Annotated in this window: 15 protein-coding genes; 7 read left to right on the top strand and 8 right to left on the bottom strand. The window is 53.4% G+C overall.

Features of this window, described 5'->3' with window-relative positions; all coding sequences use genetic code 11:
• Positions 1 to 62 precede the first annotated feature (62 nt).
• The 7 genes from ACMGGR_RS14145 to ompX form a co-directional block, all read right to left on the bottom strand.
• Positions 63 to 1,550 (bottom strand): sugar porter family MFS transporter, encoded by a 1,488-nt coding sequence (locus ACMGGR_RS14145; RefSeq protein ID WP_246760481.1) that lies wholly within the window; start codon positions 1,548 to 1,550, stop codon positions 63 to 65.
• 641 nt (positions 1,551 to 2,191) lie between these two features.
• Entirely contained in the window at positions 2,192 to 3,754 is a 1,563-nt protein-coding gene (locus ACMGGR_RS14150) for an efflux transporter outer membrane subunit (RefSeq protein ID WP_414147156.1), read from the bottom strand.
• A gap of 1 nt (position 3,755) precedes the next feature.
• Positions 3,756 to 5,324, bottom strand: coding sequence for a DHA2 family efflux MFS transporter permease subunit (locus ACMGGR_RS14155; protein WP_246760479.1), 1,569 nt, complete (start codon positions 5,322 to 5,324; stop codon positions 3,756 to 3,758).
• The gene (locus ACMGGR_RS14160) at positions 5,321 to 6,496 is read right to left on the bottom strand and encodes an HlyD family secretion protein (RefSeq protein WP_246760478.1); all 1,176 of its coding nucleotides are present in this window, start codon (positions 6,494 to 6,496) and stop codon (positions 5,321 to 5,323) included. The genes ACMGGR_RS14155 and ACMGGR_RS14160 overlap by 4 nt, the downstream gene beginning before the upstream one ends.
• A 103-nt stretch (positions 6,497 to 6,599) precedes the next feature.
• Complete coding sequence (locus ACMGGR_RS14165) at positions 6,600 to 7,721, bottom strand: SLC13 family permease (protein ID WP_246760477.1); 1,122 nt, start codon at positions 7,719 to 7,721, stop codon at positions 6,600 to 6,602.
• Positions 7,722 to 7,738: 17 nt separating this feature from the next.
• Positions 7,739 to 8,191 carry a manganese-binding transcriptional regulator MntR gene (gene mntR, locus ACMGGR_RS14170; RefSeq protein ID WP_246760476.1) on the bottom strand — a complete coding sequence of 151 codons (453 nt, stop codon included), beginning with the start codon at positions 8,189 to 8,191 and terminating at the stop codon, positions 7,739 to 7,741.
• A gap of 337 nt (positions 8,192 to 8,528) precedes the next feature.
• Complete coding sequence (gene ompX, locus ACMGGR_RS14175) at positions 8,529 to 9,041, bottom strand: outer membrane protein OmpX (RefSeq protein ID WP_246760475.1); 513 nt, start codon at positions 9,039 to 9,041, stop codon at positions 8,529 to 8,531.
• A gap of 366 nt (positions 9,042 to 9,407) precedes the next feature.
• Between ompX and rhtA the strand changes: the two genes are divergently transcribed.
• The 7 genes from rhtA to ybiO all read left to right on the top strand — a co-directional run bounded on the left by rhtA (position 9,408) and on the right by ybiO (position 16,387).
• Positions 9,408 to 10,301 (top strand): threonine/homoserine exporter RhtA, encoded by an 894-nt coding sequence (gene rhtA, locus ACMGGR_RS14180; protein ID WP_414147157.1) that lies wholly within the window; start codon positions 9,408 to 9,410, stop codon positions 10,299 to 10,301.
• A gap of 368 nt (positions 10,302 to 10,669) precedes the next feature.
• Positions 10,670 to 11,173 carry a DNA starvation/stationary phase protection protein Dps gene (gene dps, locus ACMGGR_RS14185; RefSeq protein ID WP_147200555.1) on the top strand — a complete coding sequence of 168 codons (504 nt, stop codon included), beginning with the start codon at positions 10,670 to 10,672 and terminating at the stop codon, positions 11,171 to 11,173.
• Between the two features lie 94 nt (positions 11,174 to 11,267).
• Positions 11,268 to 11,531, top strand: coding sequence for a DksA/TraR family C4-type zinc finger protein (locus ACMGGR_RS14190; RefSeq protein WP_246760473.1), 264 nt, complete (start codon positions 11,268 to 11,270; stop codon positions 11,529 to 11,531).
• A 252-nt stretch (positions 11,532 to 11,783) separates the two neighbouring features.
• Positions 11,784 to 12,530: a glutamine ABC transporter substrate-binding protein GlnH gene (gene glnH / locus ACMGGR_RS14195; RefSeq protein WP_414147158.1), complete on the top strand. Its 747-nt coding sequence runs from the start codon at positions 11,784 to 11,786 to the stop codon at positions 12,528 to 12,530.
• Between the two features lie 80 nt (positions 12,531 to 12,610).
• Entirely contained in the window at positions 12,611 to 13,270 is a 660-nt protein-coding gene (gene glnP, locus ACMGGR_RS14200) for a glutamine ABC transporter permease GlnP (protein WP_246760471.1), read from the top strand.
• Positions 13,267 to 13,989 carry a glutamine ABC transporter ATP-binding protein GlnQ gene (gene glnQ, locus ACMGGR_RS14205; RefSeq protein WP_246760470.1) on the top strand — a complete coding sequence of 241 codons (723 nt, stop codon included), beginning with the start codon at positions 13,267 to 13,269 and terminating at the stop codon, positions 13,987 to 13,989. The genes glnP and glnQ overlap by 4 nt, the downstream gene beginning before the upstream one ends.
• 133 nt (positions 13,990 to 14,122) lie before the next feature.
• On the top strand, positions 14,123 to 16,387 hold the full coding sequence (gene ybiO / locus ACMGGR_RS14210; protein ID WP_414147159.1) for a mechanosensitive channel protein: 2,265 nt from the start codon (positions 14,123 to 14,125) through the stop codon (positions 16,385 to 16,387).
• 47 nt (positions 16,388 to 16,434) lie between these two features.
• Here ybiO and rlmF read toward each other — a convergent pair whose 3' ends face one another.
• Complete coding sequence (rlmF, locus tag ACMGGR_RS14215) at positions 16,435 to 17,367, bottom strand: 23S rRNA (adenine(1618)-N(6))-methyltransferase RlmF (protein ID WP_246760468.1); 933 nt, start codon at positions 17,365 to 17,367, stop codon at positions 16,435 to 16,437.
• Positions 17,368 to 17,382 lie beyond the last annotated feature (15 nt).

Below are 17,382 nucleotides of genomic sequence, written 5' to 3' on the forward strand. Positions count from 1 at the left end.
GTATTATGCCAAAAAAAAGGGGCGGCGAATACACCGCCACCCCCTCAAGCCTTGCGTTTTCGCTAATGGCTTTCCGCTTTGCGTTTTGGCGCAGGCAGAGGCCGAGCCTCACCGTCGCTGCTTAGCCAGTCATGCAGATAGTGCTCAATCTGCTCCAGGCTACGGTTACGCGTTTCCGGCACGCATTTAATGACGAACGCCGCGCCAAACAGGCCGATAAAGGCGAAGATAAAGAAGGCGCCGGCCAGCCCTACCTTCGCCAGCAAGACAGGGAAAACCAGCGAGATAAGGAAATTAGCAATCCACATGGCGAATACCGCGCCGCCCATAAAGATGCCGCGCAGGCGGGTCGGGAAGATTTCGGAAAGCAGCAGCCAGGTTACCGGCGACAGCGCACCCTGCTGGAAACTGAGAAACATCAGCATACCCAGCAGCACCAGATAGCTGCGCATCACATCAACCTGGCCATTAATTGTTTCCGGCATAAAGTAGCTGATGCAACCGATAAACAGCAGGCAGGCAGTACAGCCAAACTGGCCGATCATCGTCATAGTACGGCGGCCCAGACGGCCAAGCAGCCAGATGCCGACAAAGGTCATCAAGACAGAAATAGCGCCGTTGGCAATAGTGGCAAACAGCGCCGCATCGGTACTCATCCCTGCCGCTTTCAACATGGTAGGCGCGTAATACATGATGGTGTTCACACCGGAAAGCTGCTGAATAACCGCCACGCCAATACCGATTAAAAACAGTTTGAACAGCCAGGGCTTGCGTAACTCTTTCAGGCTGGGTTTATTTCTGTTTTCTTCTTCGCTGAGCGTTTCTTCAATTTCCGTCAGTTCCCATTCAACATCACTTTTTGCTCGCGTACGCTCCAGTACCTTGCGCGCTTCCGCCAGGCGACCTTTCATCGCATACCAGCGTGGCGTATCAGGCATAAACATCATACCAAACCACAGCGCGACGGCGGGCACGGTCGCAATCGCCAGCATCCAGCGCCAGGTATTTTCACCGCCCCAGGCCGCATTAAAGCCAGCGTTGGACATATAGGCCAGCATTTGCCCGGAGACGATCATCAGCTCTTGCAAGGTAACCAGCTGGCCGCGCTTGTTAGCGGGCGCAATTTCAGCAATGTAGACCGGGACGGTCGCTGAAGCGCCGCCTACCGCTACGCCTAACACCAGGCGGAAGAAAATCATCCAGTGCACGTCAGGTGCCAACGAAGTTCCCAGCGCACCGATCGCAAAGATAACTGCGAGAACAATAATGATTTTCTTCCGCCCGGCTGCCGCAGCATAATGCCCGGAAATCAGTGCGCCAAACGCGGCACCAAACAGCAGTGAACTGGTGACGAGCCCGGTAGTAAAAGGCGTCAGGTGCAGCTCCGTGCCCATAAACAGAAGCGCGCCGGAAATAACGCCCGTATCGTAGCCAAACAGCAATCCACCCAGCGTAGCAATAAGGGCAATAACCTTAACAAAAGGCTCCGTTCGCGACGTGCTGTTGGGTCCAGATGCCCGACTGGGCGTGAGATATTGTTCTTTCGGCATGATTGTCGACCTCTTATCGTTATTCACAGGTCAGGCTGGCAGGAACGGGCAGCCTGGTGTCTTTCCCAGGCCTTTAACTTAGTCTTTTTCTTTCATTTAAAAAAACAATGAAAATTAAATTTTGCGGCACAGCTCTCATCACCTGGTCAGATTTGTGACGCAAGTATCATAAATAGACCTTATATTTCCGCTTTCACTGACCTGGCTCCAGGAAAATTTGAAATGACCCACCCTGCTTTTTAAAATTTATATTCCACCACAATGGAAAGTATTCACTATTATTTCGAAAAGAAGGGAGCCGCTTTAACCGGCCAGAAAGTTGACGGCAGCCAACAATGCTGCCTGAAAGAGCGAGCAAGTTTCGGCCGCAGCGGCAATAAAGCTGACTGAAAGAGCAAGCCAGTTTCAGCCACAGCGGCAATAAAGCTGCCTGAAAGAATGAGAAAATTTCAGCCGCAGCAGTAATAAAGCTGCCTGAAAGAATGAGAAAGTTTCAGCCGCAGCGGCAATAAAGCTGGCCAGGCGTCATGAAGAGGTGCGGACAGAGTAGCCTGGAAAAGACGGGTAAATATCGAAAACGAAAAATTGTGTAATAAAAAGGATGGGCGATAAGCAAGAAGTTATCGCCCGCCCGTTAACGCTTACCTTGCGGCCACATCGCCTGTTTCCGCAGGGCCAAACACGGAATAGTCAGGTAGCTTCACATTCTGGTAAAGCTCCCAGCCGCCGCCAAGCGCCTTGTAAAGCGCGACCAGATCCAGGCTGGACTGAACCCTGGCTGAAGCAGCCTGCTGCTTCGCCTGGGACAGCTGACGCTGCGCGGTCAGGGCGTCGATAAACGAAGAAAGGCCCTTACCATAGCTATCATTCGCCAAATTAAAGGCGTTTTGCAGCGCGTCGACCGTTTGATCAAGGCCTTCGACCTGCTGCTGGTCGGTACGATAGCTAACCAGCGCATTTTCTACATCCTGGAGCGCCGTCAGCACGGTTTGCCGATAGCCCAGCGCGGCATTGGCCTGCTCTGCTCTTGCCAGCTTCACGCCGGAAACCAGCCGACCGCCCTGGAAGATGGGCAGGGAAACCGACGCGCCATAGGTGTAAAAATGGCTGCTCCAGTTGTCCAGATAGCTGGCGTCAGTATTGCGCAGGCCAAACTGGCCGGTCAGCGAGAAGTCAGGAAACAGCTGTGCAACGGAGACGCCGATATTGGCCGTTGCTTCATGCAGACGGGCTTCCGCCTGACGCACGTCCGGACGACGCCGCGCCAGCGTAGAGGGCAGCCCGACGGCCACCTCTTTTGGCAAGGCCGGCAGCGCTTTAGGTGCGGCAAGCTCTGCATCCAGCATGCCTGGCGGCTTACCGATCAGCACCGCCAGCCCGTTCATCGCCTGATGAATTTGCGCTTCATACTGCGGCAGTTGCGCCTGCAGGGAGTGTAGCTGCGCACGAGCGTTTTCCACGTCCATCTGCGGCGCAAGCCCGTTACGCTGCTGGCTTTGCGTCAGCTCCAGCGTCTGCTGCGCGACTTCAAGCTGTGTTTGCAGGGTCTGGCTAATCAACTGCGCGCCACGCAGCTGCAAATAGGTTCGCGCCACTTCCGCTTCAAGAGAAACCAGCGCATCGTTGCGGCTCTCCAGCGACTCCTGCTGCTGCGCGCCTGCGGCCTCAACCTGACGTCGTACCCTGCCCCAGAGGTCCAGTTCCCAGGACGCGTCAAAGCTACCCTGATACAGGCCAACCGGTTCTGTCAGCTCATTCAGTGCCGAACTCACATCGGCATCGGTATTCGCCGCGTCAAGCTGTTGGTAAACGCCATTTGATTCCAGTTCCCCCTTCAGGCCAAGCTGCTGGCGCTGCGCCGACGCTTTACCATTCACTGAAGGAAACCAGGCACCGCGCGCCTGATTAAGCTGCTGACGCGAGCCGGCGATACGCAGCACGGCCTGCTGCAGACTCAGGTTTCCGGCGATAGCGCGGTCAATCAGGCTGTTTAACTGCGGATCGTTAAAAGATTTCCACCAGCCCGGATTGGTCACGGTAGCCTGCGGCTTTGAGGCGCGATCCGACGCCAGCGAGTTAAACGATGACGGCGTGGCGGCTTTGGGCGGCTGGTAGTCAGGCCCGACGGTACAGGCCGATAGCGTAATAGTCGCAACCAGCAGCACGCCGAGTCGCGAACGCGTAAACAAAGGAGAAACGTTCATGTCAGTGTGCTCCTGCACTGCCCTCGCTCTTAATCGGCGCAAGCAGTAAACAAAATGGAATAAGAACCAGGGCGAGAATACTCAGGCCCATAAATACGTCGATATAGGCCAGAATGCGCGCCTGGGCAATCATCTCTTTATAGAGCTGTCCGGTCGCCACGGTGACCGGATCGCCAACGGCGGAAGTAAAGTCCCTGACTCCCTGCGCCCAGCGTTCTACCGTCAGGTTGAACGGCTCGTTCAGCGGCGTCATGTTATGCACCATGCTTGCGCTACGCGCCTGCTCACGTTCAGTGATCATCGCGGTGGAAAGCGAAATGCCGATTGAGCCCGCTACGTTACGACACATGGTAAACAGCGCCGAGGCGTCCGCATTCAGTTTTTGCGGAATAGTGACAAAAGCCACGGTTGTCAGCGGGACAAACAGGAAGCCAAGCCCGATAGTTTGCGCGCTACGCATCATCACCAGCGTGGTAAAGTCGATATTCGGCGCCAGCTTTGCCGAGTAGATAAAAGAGACGAACAGGCAGGTAAAGCCGAAAGCGATAATCCAGCGGGTCTGCACGATCGGCATCAGTTTCAGCACCAGCGGAATCGTCAGGACAATCAGCACCGCTCCGGGCGAAAGCACCAGCCCGGACCAGGTTGCGGTATAGCCCAGATCCTGCTGCGCCAGCTGCGGAATCACCACCGAGCTGCCATACAGTATCGCTGCCATGCCGGACATCAGCAGACTGGCGACGGCAAAGTTACGGTCTTTCAGCACGTGCAGATCCACCACCGGCTTTTTGGCATACAGCAGCCAGTAAGCCGCGCCGACCAGCCCGATTGCGCTCATAATGGCAAAGGTAATAATAAACGGCGAGCTAAACCAGTCGTCGTCTTCGCCCCGGTCCAGAAACACCTGCAAACAGCCAAGTCCCAGCGTAATCAGGCTGATGCCGATATAGTCGATAGAGAGCTTGCCCTTCGCCATTTTACGTTCCCACGGCGGATCTTCTAGCAGCTGATAGATAGCCAGCACGCTAAGGATCCCAACCGGGATGTTGATAAAGAATACCCAGCGCCAGCTGTAGTTATCGGTAATCCAGCCGCCCAGGGTTGGGCCAAGCACCGGCGCCACGATAATAGCAATGGATGACAGGCCAAAAGCCTTACCGCGATCTTCCGGTTTGAAGTAATCCAACAGCACCGACTGCTGTACCGGCTGTAGCCCGCCGCCAAAAAACCCTTGCAGCACCCTGAACAGAATGATCTGCCAAAGCTCGGTGGCAATGCCGCACAGGAACGAACAGACGGTAAACATCACAATACAGATCAAAAAGAACTGTTTACGACCGAAAACGCGACTCAGAAAAGCCGAGATAGGCAGCACGATACCGTTCGCCACCAGATAGGAAGTCAGCACCCAGGTTGATTCATCGTAGCTGGACGACAGCGAACCGGCGACGTGCGGCAGCGCCACGTTAACGATGGTGGTGTCCAGGATCTCCATGAACACCGCCAGCGTTACGGTCATGGCGACAAGCCAGGGATTGCTGGCCGGCTTCCAGCTCTGGCCCTGACTCATTCCACGGTTACCTCAGGCTCTACCGACAGGCCCAAAGGCAGCGGTTTATCAGGGTTTAGACCTTTATCAATCACAATTTTTACCGGGACGCGCTGCACAATCTTCACGTAATTGCCGGTGGCATTTTCCGACGGGAAGGTAGAGAAGCGCGAGCCGGAACCCATCTGAATGCTGTCCACATGACCTTCCAGCTTCATATCCGGCCAGGCGTCTACGGAAATTTTCACCTTGTCGCCAGGGTTCATGCGTTCTAACTGGGACTCTTTAAAGTTGGCGGTGATCCAGACATTTGGCGAGACCAGCGAGAAAAGCGAAGTGCCAGCCTGCACCAGCGTACCGACCTGTACATTACGTTTGGTGACAAAACCGTCGTAAGGCGCACGCACCTCGGTATAGGAAAGATTCAGGTTCGCCGTATTTAACTGCGCCTTCGCCTGCTCAACCTGCTGCTGGCGCGCTTCAACGTTAGTTTCCTGCTGGCGAATTTGCAGCTGAATTTGCGAAGCCACCTCAACCTGAGCCTGGGCGCTTTGCAGTTCGGCCTTCGCGCTTCTTAACTGAGCGCTGGCGGCATCGATGTTACGTTGCGAAGTGGCGCGAGGATCGACGCCGCGCTGGCGTTTGTAATCTTCCTGCGCATTAAGATAGTTGGCTTGCGCCTTAGCCTGCTGCGCCAGCGCCTGATCTTTCTGCGCCGGATACTGCACGCGAGAAAGCGCCAGCTGCGCCTGAGCCTGATGCAGCTGAGCGATAGCCAGACCAAGCTGTGCCTGCGCCTGGTCGCGCTGCGCCTGATTATCCTGCGGATCGATAACGACCAGCAGATCGCCCTTTTTCACCCGCTGGTTATCGGTAACCAGCAGTTTAGTGACGTAGCCGGAAGCTTTAGGCGCAATGGTAACGGCGTCCGATTCAGTGAAGGCATCGTCCGTCGTCTCAATATTGCGACCGGTAAACCAGAAGTAGAAGCCGACAATAACCATGACCACCACAACGATGGCAAGAATGATCAGGGGTTTTTTACCCGGGCGTTTACGCTCCGGCTGCTCGTCTTCGTTCTGCTTTTTGTCCTGCTGTTGGTTATTATCCTGACCACCGTTTGCCGCAGGGTCATGCTGATGACGCGGATCTACGTCCGAGGAAGAATTTGATTGATTAGCCATAGTTCTCATCAGGTTACGGCGGGCTCAAACCGAGCCCGCAAGATTAACGCTGTTATAAACATAGGGCTTAAATTGACAAATGCCAGTGTTTCTTTACGAAGTCAGACAAGACTCAGGCCTGTACCGCATTAATGACTAAAAGCAGGCACCAGCCCAGTGCGGCCGCCCATGCCAGCATCGGCAAAGAATAAAAATGAAAGCGTAACCAGACGGTACGATCTTTAGCCATACGTAAGGCGATCAGGTTAGCCAGCGAGCCGGGTAGCAGGCCAAAACCGCCGATATTCACAGCCCAGGCAAGCAGCGTGCTGGCCGGTAAATTCCCCAGCAGAAGAATGGTTGCCGGAACGTTACTGATGACCTGTGATAAACCAATGGCCAGCAGATATTTTTCACCGGCAGAAAAGTGGCTAATTTGCTCAAGCAGATGATGTATCGCGGGCAGACGCGTTAATAAAAACACATCGACGAACATGGCGATAAAAACGGCCAGCAGGCTCCAGTCGATAGCCAGCAGCGTACGGCGCGCTATCAGTAAAAAAACGGCAAAAATCAGCAGTACGCCCCACCCCGCGTAACCTGATTCCAGGGCGGTAATAAAGACTAAATAGAGCGCTACGCTTGCCAGCAATAGCAGCTTCTGCCACTGCGTTTCAGGTGCCTGGTCGGTGCGCTCTATCCGCCGTCTGGAAAAGCTAAATGCGGTCAGCAGCAGTAAACTGGCCAGCAACACGACGGCCAGCGGCAGCATCTGCATAATAAAGCCGCCGAAACCCAGCTTGCCGTGTTGCCACAGCAGAATGTTTTGCGGATTCCCGACGGGCGTCAGTAGCGAACCGGCGTTAACGGCCAGCGCTTCAAAGATAATAAGGCGGGTGACCGGCAACGAGGAGTAGCGCCGTAAGGTCAACGTCAGCGGCACCAGGATAAAAAGCGCGACGTCGTTGGTCAGAAAGGTTGAGAGCGCCGCCGCCGCCGCGGTCAGAAACAGCGCCAGCGAGCGTTCCGAGCGGAAACGCTGCACCAGCCGATGTCCCAGCACGTCAAAATAGCCGCTGGCTTCAATCCCTTTGGTGAGCATTAATAACCCACCCAGCGTCAAAATGGTTGACCAGTCTACGGCGGCAGGCAGCTGCCGCAGGGAAAATGGCGCGAAGCAGGCCAACAGCAGCCCGGCAAGTACCAGCAGATGCAAAAAGCGATCGTGCAAAAAAGGCCTGAGCAGCGTGACCATGGTTCACCAAAAAGTTGTTACTGACGGCTTTCGTAAAATTGCTGAAAAATAGCCAGCGTTTCATCACTGACGTGATGCTCCAGACCTTCGGCATCACGCCGGGCGGTATCGGGGCTTATCCCCAGCGCCAGCAAAAAGGTCTCGACAATATGATGTCGCTTGCGGCTCTCTTCGGCCAGCGCCTCACCTTCGGCGGTCAAAAAGACGCCGCGATAGGGTACCTGCTCGACCAGTCCGACCGTCGCCAGCCTTTTTAACATTTTGGCCACGGTGGGCTGGGATACGCCAAGGCGCGCCGCCATATCAACCTGGCGAGCCTCGCCAAATTCACGAATAAGATCGGAAATCAGCTCAACATAGTCATCGATCAGCTCACGGCGGTGGGCCTCACGAACCTGACGAAAGCCTTCGACGTGCTCTTCAATTTCTTTCAGTGGCGCAGGCACTGTGGTTTTAGCGCGACGACTCATTCAGCTTCCTCTTTTTATTATCAACTGACGCGTAACGGCTCGCGGCAGCCTGTTGGTGCCACATTGTAAACGAAGCTCAAAGAAGCACAAATTTTCGCGCAATAGCACTGGCTACGAAGTATAGCCTGTGCTATATCTGGTGATAAAGCGTACGAAGGGGGACAATATGAAAAAGCCACTTTTACTGCAGCTGTTCTGTCGCTCGCCTTTTACGCTGCGTCTGATGCTGCTGGAAATGCTCACAACAGAGAAAAAACGCCGCCGTTGATCGGCCATAAAAAAATCCGCCACGTGGGCGGATTTTTTATCGACCGATCGAAACCGGTTTTTAGCAGGCTTAGAAGCTGTAGCCTACGCCAGCAATCCAGGTGCCAACGTCTACGCTGCGGATACGGCTCTGCTCGTAGCCAACATCCAGAGCAACGTTTTCGATGCCCGGGTTGAACTGCAGGCCAGCGCCGTAAGAGAAGCCAACGTCGCTTGAGTCAGACTTCACGCGGTCTGCGCCGTTCTGCTGGAATTTACCGTAGCCGATACCTACTACGCCGTAGATGCTTGCCCAGTCGTTCAGACGGTAAGCAGGACCACCGGTGATGCCGTAGTACTGGCCTTTGTTATACACGCCAGCGTCGGTACGATCTTTCTCGGTGTAGGTGAAAGAACCGATCCAACCCAGGGCATCGGTGCCGTTTTCGTAACGGTATTTCAGGTTGAAACCGTTAGCTTTGTTAGCCACGCCCTGCATATCGCTTTGTGCGTAACCACCGGAAACAGTGCTCTGTGCCATCGCTGAACCAGCAGAAACTGCCAGTACACAAGCCAGTGCTGAAAGACATGCAATTTTTTTCATAACCACCTCAAATGTGAAAGTACTTATCTCCTGACAACGCTGAAAATATAACAAACCTCAGACAGAAACTCTGCCCCGTTTTTGTTGTCCAAGACAATGTTTGGTGTAACAGGACGTTAATGATTGATTGTATTTATCTGTTTTTATTCAACTTTAAGCCAACACCGCCTCGGCTGACCCGCAATGTAAAAATTTGTTCATTGAGATAAATCTTAATTAATTTTGACACTTCTTTACGTCAGCAGGCCTTTTTTTCCGAATTTCCTCACCTGTTTATGCTGTTTTCGCCACTTTTTATCGGCGTCTGTTGGTACACTCGACGGAACTTTTTCCTCTTCTGACAGACAAATAAGGTTGGTTTCAAGGATGTCTTCTTCCCGCACTTCCTCAGTCTGGTTTTCTGTTTCGCTGCTGTTAATCGCCATGATTTCTATTCAGGGCGGCGCCGCCTTAGCCAAAACGCTTTTCCCTGTTGTTGGCGCGCCAGGCATTACGGCCTTACGTTTGGGTTTGGGCACGTTAATCCTTTGTCTCGTTTTTAAGCCCTGGCGTTTGCGTTTCAGCCGCCAGCAAATTTTGCCGCTGCTTTGTTACGGGCTGGCGCTGGGAGCAATGAACTACTCCTTTTATCTGTCGATACGTACCGTACCTTTGGGTATTGCCGTCGCGCTGGAGTTTGTCGGGCCGCTCACGCTGGCGTTAGCCGGAGCAAGAAAACTGCTGGATTTTGTCTGGGTGGCGCTGGCGCTGGCCGGTTTGTGGTGGCTGCTGCCGCTGGGCGATTCAATTTACGGTGTGGATATCAAGGGCGCGCTGCTGGCGTTGCTGGCCGGTGCCTGCTGGGCTGTATATATTCTGAGTGGTCGCCGCGCCGGCGCTGAACACGGCCCGGCGACCGTTGCGATGGGGTCACTAATCGCCTCGCTGGTTTTTGTTCCGTTAGGTTTTACCTTTGCCGATAGCGGTATCTGGAGCCTGGCAATTTTACCCGTCGCGCTGGCCGTTGCCGTGCTGTCCAGCGCCTTCCCTTATTCGCTGGAAATGGTGGCGCTGACCCGCTTACCGGCAAAAACATTTGGTACGCTAATGAGCCTTGAACCGGCGATGGGCGCGCTTTCTGGTATGCTGTTTCTGGGCGAAAACCTGACGCTGCCGCAGTGGGCCGGGCTGTTGGCTATCGTGCTGGCCTCCGTCGGAACAACGTTGACGTTGCAATCTGCCAGGCCGGAAATTGAACCCGTAAGCGAACCTGGCGAATAAATTGCCGAATTATCTCATGCCGGTGAATTAATTCAGGTTCCCGGCTTTAATGGCTAATAATTTAATATCACTCAGACTATTCCGAGCTATTTTTATATCATTACTGTCGACTACGTTAACGTTGCTGGTAAGTTTCCCTTTTCAAACAAAATAAAAATATTTTAATTATCAGCGCGTTATTAAATCCTGTTTAAATGAGAATATTTATTAATCGCATCTACCCAGCGAAAAAGCAGAAATACCAGCAGCTTAAGCTGCAAGACGCCCGCTATTTTTTCGATAGGCAGCACCTTTGTGGCAAAGGGCAAAAGTCCTGCTACACTTATTCGGTACATTCAGGACAACTGACCATTAAGAGGATATTAATGATGAGTACCGCTAAACTGGTAAAAACGACTTCATCCGATCTGCATTACACGCGTAACAATGTGGCTGACGAAGAGAAAAAAGCCACGATTGAAGTGCTGAATCGCCTGGTAACGGAATTCATTGATTTGTCCCTGATTACCAAGCAGGCGCACTGGAACATGCGCGGCGCAAACTTCATCGGCGTGCACGAAATGCTGGATGGTTTCCGTACCACGATTACCGATCATCAGGATACTATCGCCGAGCGCGTAGTTCAGCTGGGCGGTGTCGCGCTGGGTACGACTCAGGTAGTTAACGACAGGACGCCGCTGAAAAGCTATCCGCTGAACATCCACACCGTTCAGGATCACCTTAAGGCGCTGGCTGAACGCTATGCCGTTGTTGCTAACGATACCCGTAAAGCCATTACGGAAGTAGAAGACGAAGACACCGCTGATATTTTCACTGCGGCTTCGCGTGACCTGGATAAATTCCTGTGGTTCATTGAGTCTAATATCGAATAAGACTCAGCGGGCTGTTAATTCAGCCCCCTTCTCGTAGAGTAGATTTCAGAGCAGATGAGGCCTTTCATCTGCTCTTTCTATATGGGAGATAACGATGGCCAGTGGTTGGGCACGTGATGATGCCGTACAGGAACAGATTGACTCAACGGTAGAAGATGCCGTTAATCGTGCAAGACGCTCGATGCATAACGGCGTCAGTGCGGAATATTGTGAAAACTGTGGTGAACCTATTCCGGAGGCCAGACGCCTTGCTCTGCCTGGCGTGCAGTATTGCGTACAGTGTCAGCAGCAGCGTGACGAAAAGCAGGCTTCCACTCTTTATAACCGTCGCGGCAGTAAAGACAGCCAGCTGCGATAAAATTCTGCCTCCCTCTCTTTTTCTTTTGTTTTTTACTCCCTGCCAGGCTAAAACTGATCTGCACCATAATGAACACGACGCACTATTATGGTGCTCCATTATGGTGCATTGCATCGCTTAATACGTATCCACAGCGGTTTCATTGACTCAACGTGCTGTTTTTCATATATTTTGAAAACCTGGCACGCTTTTTTCATATAGCCCGGCATCAATCGGACAAAGTGCTTGTCCGACTGCAATAAGGATAAAAAGATGAAGTCACTTGTTAAGTTTTCCCTGGCTGCGCTGACGCTGGCGTTCGCCGTCTCTTCTACTGCCGCAGAAAAAAAACTGGTTGTTGCTACCGACACCGCCTTTGTGCCTTTCGAGTTTAAACAGGGTAACCAATATGTTGGCTTTGACGTGGAGTTGTGGGCTGCTATCGCTAAACAGCTGAATCTGGATTACACCCTGAAGCCAATGGATTTCAGCGGCATTATTCCTGGCCTGCAAACGCACAACGTTGATGTAGCGCTGGCGGGTATTACCATTACCGACGCACGTAAAAAGGCTATCGACTTCTCTGACAGCTACTACAAAAGCGGCCTGCTGGTGATGGTTAAAGCCAATAACGACCAGATTAAAAGCATCAAAGATCTGGATGGCAAAGTGGTTGCAGTAAAAAGCGGCACCGGTTCCGTAGATTACGCAAAACAGCATATCAAGAGCAAAGACCTGCGCCAGTTCCCTAACATCGATAACGCCTACATGGAGCTGGGCACCAGCCGTGCGGATGCCGTGCTGCACGATACGCCAAATATCCTTTATTTCATCCATACCGCAGGCAAAGGCCAGTTTAAAGCGGTAGGCGACTCAATCGAAGCACAGGATTACGGTATCGCCTTCCCGAAAGGCAGCGACGAACTGCGTGATAAAGTCAACGGCGCGTTGAAAACCCTGCGTGAAAACGGCACCTACAACACTATTTATAAAAAATGGTTCGGTTCTGAGCCTAAATAACAGCGCTTTACCTTTCGCAGGCGCGCCGTGCGCCTGCGGTTTTACACCAATGAATATGGTTTTAAACCGGAGAATTAAGAATGCAGTTTGACTGGAGCGCCATCTGGCCATCTATTCCGGCCCTGCTTGAGGGCGCCCGACTGACGCTGTGGATTTCCGTCCTCGGCCTGATTGGCGGTCTGATTATCGGCCTTGTAGCGGGTTTTGCCCGCGCCTACGGCGGCTGGCTGTCACGCAATGTTGCGCTGGTATTTATTGAACTGATCCGCGGTACGCCTATTGTCGTCCAGGTCATGTTTATCTATTTTGCCCTGCCGATGGCGTTTAGCGATCTGCGCATCGACCCCTTCAGTGCGGCAGTGATCACCATCATGATCAACTCCGGCGCTTATATTGCAGAAATCACCCGTGGTGCCGTCCTGTCAATCAACAAAGGCTTTCGTGAAGCAGGTCTCGCGCTGGGCTTATCCAGCCGTGAAACGCTGCGTTACGTCATTATGCCGCTGGCGCTGCGTCGTATGCTGCCGCCGCTGGGTAACCAGTGGATCGTCAGTATTAAAGATACCTCGCTGTTTATCGTGATTGGCGTGGCGGAACTGACCCGCCAGGGCCAGGAAATTATTGCCGGCAACTTCCGCGCGCTGGAAATCTGGAGCGCCGTAGCCGTTATCTACCTGTTTATTACGCTGGTGCTGAGCTTTGTTCTGCGTCGCATTGAGAAAAGGATGAAGATCCTGTGATTGAATTTAAAAACGTCTCCAAACACTTTGGCGAAACGCAGGTTCTGCACAATATCGATTTATCGATTAAACAAGGCGAAGTTGTCGTGATTATCGGGCCGTCAGGCTCCGGCAAATCCACGCTGTTGCGCTGCATCAACAAGCTGGAAGAGATCACTACCGGCGAGCTGATTGTAGATGGCCTGAAGGTTAACGACCCGAAAGTTGATGACCGTTTAATTCGCCAGGAAGCAGGTATGGTATTCCAGCAGTTCCATCTGTTTCCGCAGATGAGCGCGCTGGATAACGTCGCCTTTGGCCCAATCCGCGTGCGCGGCGCTAAAAAAGCTGACGCGCAGCGTCTGGCAAAAGAGCTGTTGGGCAAAGTTGGCCTGGCCGAGCGCGCGCACCATTTCCCGTCCGAGCTTTCCGGCGGCCAACAGCAGCGCGTGGCCATTGCCCGCGCGCTGGCGGTCAAGCCTAAAATGATGCTGTTTGATGAACCAACTTCCGCGCTCGATCCAGAGCTGCGCCATGAAGTTCTGAAGGTCATGCAGGATCTGGCCGAAGAAGGCATGACGATGGTCATCGTGACGCACGAAGTGGGCTTTGCGAAGAAGGTTGCTTCACGTCTGATCTTTATCGATAAGGGTCGCATCGCAGAAGATGGTGACCCGGCAGAACTGATCGATAATCCGCCGGGCGCGCGCCTGCAGGAATTCTTACAGCACGTTTCCTGATAGTCTTCGGGGCGGGAGTTTGCCGCCCCGCTTGCTCTTCCCTCTCTTAAAAAGCGCCTCTTCGGCTTGCGCTTTTTCCCGGCAGGCTATACTTGCTGGTCGACGCTTCTTTGCGTCGTCACAGGAGAATACGATGTCAGGAACCCTCCCCTTCTGGCGCCTGGCGTTCAGATGGCTACCGTTAGTCATTGCTATTTTTTGCTGCCAGGCCCAGGCCGTTAGCTTACCTGCCGCCGCCGTGGCTGCTTCCCAGACAAAATCCGCTTCGGCTCCCCAGGGCGGCGAACCGAGCTTAGAAGATAAAAAAGCTGCCTATGCCGCGCTGGCGAATATTTTGCAGAATGACCAGTCCCGGGCCGAGCTGATTAATCAGTTACGCAGCGCTTCTACAAGTACGTCTAGCACAAAAGATCCGGTGCTTACGCCGCCAACGGCCGATGATGATAAAACCGTACTGGAAAGCGTTACCAACGTCAGTCGTCATTTTGGCGGCGAAATGCTGGGAAAAGTACAAAAGCTCCATCGCAATATCACTGATGCACCGCACAAGGCTTTTAATCCCAAAACGTTTTATAACGCGCTGAGCCACTTTGTGATGCTGGCCGTTGCGCTGTTCGCATTTTACTGGCTGCTCCGCTGGGCCGTTACGCCGCTTTTTCGCCGCATGGGCGAATGGGGAAGAAGAAAAAACGGCGATCGCACCAGCTGGCTACATTTGCCCGCGATGATCCTGGGTGCGTTTGTTGTCGATCTACTGCTGCTGGGCATTGCCTTGTTTGTGGGGCAAATGCTGAGCGATTCGCTGAACGCAGGCAGCCGTACCATTGCTTACCAGCAGGGTTTATTTCTTAACGCTTTTGCGCTGATTGAATTTTTCAAGGCGATCCTGCGGTTAATATTCTGTCCGCGCTATCCGCAGCTGCGCTTTTTCCATCTCTCTGATGCACGCGCCAGCTACTGGGAGACTCGCCTCAGCTGGCTGAGCGGCGTTATCGGTTATGGGCTGCTGGTCATAGTGCCTATTGTTTCCAATCAGGTTAACGTGCAGGTTGCCGCGCTGGTGAACCTTATCCTGATGTGTTTTATCACGGCCTGGGCGCTCTACCTGATTTTCCATAACCGTCGCGCCATACAGCTGGAACTGAATCGGCTAGCCGACCGCTCAATGAGTTTCTTTTCGCTGTTTATCCGCGCTTTTGCCATGGTCTGGTACTGGCTTGCCAGCGCCTACTTTATTGCGCTGTTCCTGCTTTCTATCTTTAATCCCGGCGACAGCCTGAAGTTTATGATGTCCGCCACCGTGCGCTCGCTGGCGATAATCGGCCTTGGTGCGTTGATTTCCGGCGTGCTTAGCCGCTGGATATCAAAAACGATTATCCTTTCGCCGGAGCTGCGCCGTAACTATCCTGAACTGCAAAAAAGGGTTAACGGCTGGATTTCCGTGATGCTGAAACTGGCGCGGATCCTGACCGTCTTCGCCGTTTGCCTGCTGTTATTAAACGCCTGGAACCTGTTCGACCTGTGGCACTGGCTGACGGTTGGCGCGGGCGTCAAAATGGTTGATGTGATTATCCGTATCGTGATGATTTTGTTCTTTTCGGCAGTTGGCTGGACGCTGCTTGCCAGCCTGATAGAAAGCCGTCTCGCCTCGGATTCTCATGGTCGCCCGATGCCAAGCGCCAGAACACGCACGCTGTTGACCCTGTTTCGCAACGCGCTGGCCGTAGTTATCAGTACTATTACCATTATGATCCTGCTGTCGGAGATTGGCGTTAATATTGCGCCATTGCTGGCAGGCGCGGGCGCGCTGGGGCTGGCGGTTTCGTTCGGCTCGCAAACGCTGGTAAAAGACATTATCACCGGGATTTTTATTCAGTTCGAAAACGGCATGAATACTGGCGATCTGGTGACTATAGGCGCAATTACCGGCACGGTAGAACGCATGTCGATACGTTCGGTCGGCGTACGTCAGGATACCGGCGCTTATCACATTATCCCGTGGTCTTCGATTACGACTTTTGCCAACTTTGTGCGCGGCATCGGCTCTTTTGTCGCCAATTATGATGTCGATCGCCGCGAAGACAGCGATAAAGTTAACGCTACGCTACAGGCGGCGGTAAGTGAACTGATGCAGGATGAGACGATTCGCGGCATGGTAATCGGCGAGCCCTCCTTTGCAGGTCTGGTAGGCCTTACCAATCAGGCATTTACGGTGCGAGTTTCCTTCACTACGCAGCCGCTAAAGCAGTGGACGGTGCGGTTTGCACTCGACAATATGGTTAAGAAACACTTCGATGCGGCCGGGATCAGAGCACCGCATCCAACGGTTCAGGTAATGCAAACGGGTAGCGATCTGGCTGCGGCAGCCAGTTTTCCAGCGCTGCCGGCGCCAGAGTAAATCCTGAGCTTTTTACGTAACAGCGGCAGGATGCCGCTGTCGTCGGGCTAAACGCGCGTCATCTGGCGCTCGCGAGCCGGTTGCTCCATAAAGGTCCAGGCAATAAACCGGCTCTGTTTCTGACCCTGCGCCATATCGATAGTGCGAACGCTAACGGCTCCGGCCTGCTCCAGCGCGCGCCAAAGCTCAGGTAAATTTTCCCGGCGCGAAACCAGTGAGGTGAACCAGATACACTGTTTTGCAAAGCTGACGCTTTCGGTAATCATGCGGCCAATAAACGCTTTTTCGCCGCCTTCGCACCAGAGTTCATCCTGCTGGCCGCCAAAATTTAGTGGCGCATCTTTACCGAGTCCCAGATTGCGGACTTTACGCTGGCTGCCCTGCTGCGCATCGCTGGCGGAAGCGTGAAAAGGTGGGTTACAAAGAACGGCATGGTACAGCTCGTTTTTATGAATAATACCGCTAAAAATAGCCTGCGCACTTTTCTGGCGACGCAAACGCACCCCGCGATTAAGCCCGGGCGTAGCGCTAATAATCGCGTTTGCCGCACGCATCGCTTCTTCATTAACTTCGCTGCCGGTAAAACGCCATTCATACTCGCGATAGCCAATCAACGGATAGATGCAGTTCGCGCCGCAGCCGATATCCAGCACGTTGATATTACGCGGCACCACTGAACGGTTATCTTCCGCCAGCAGATCGGCCAGGTGGTGAATATAATCAGCGCGTCCCGGCACTGGCGGGCAGAGAAAGCCGTCCGGAATAGTCCACTGTTCGATCTGGTAAAAATGCTTCAGCAAAGCCTGATTAAGCATTTTTACCGCCGCCGGATCGGCAAAATCTACCGATTCATCACCGTACTGGTTGGTCGCAACAAACGCTGCCAGCGGCGGATGGCTGGCAATCAGCGCGGGAAAATCATAGCGGCCACGGTGGCGGTTACGGGGATGAAGCTGGGTTTTTTCGACACTCTTTTTCATGAACGGCTCTCTTAT

The organism is Erwinia sp. BNK-24-b, assembly GCF_047456155.1.
GTDB classification, from domain to species: domain Bacteria; phylum Pseudomonadota; class Gammaproteobacteria; order Enterobacterales; family Enterobacteriaceae; genus Erwinia; species Erwinia phyllosphaerae.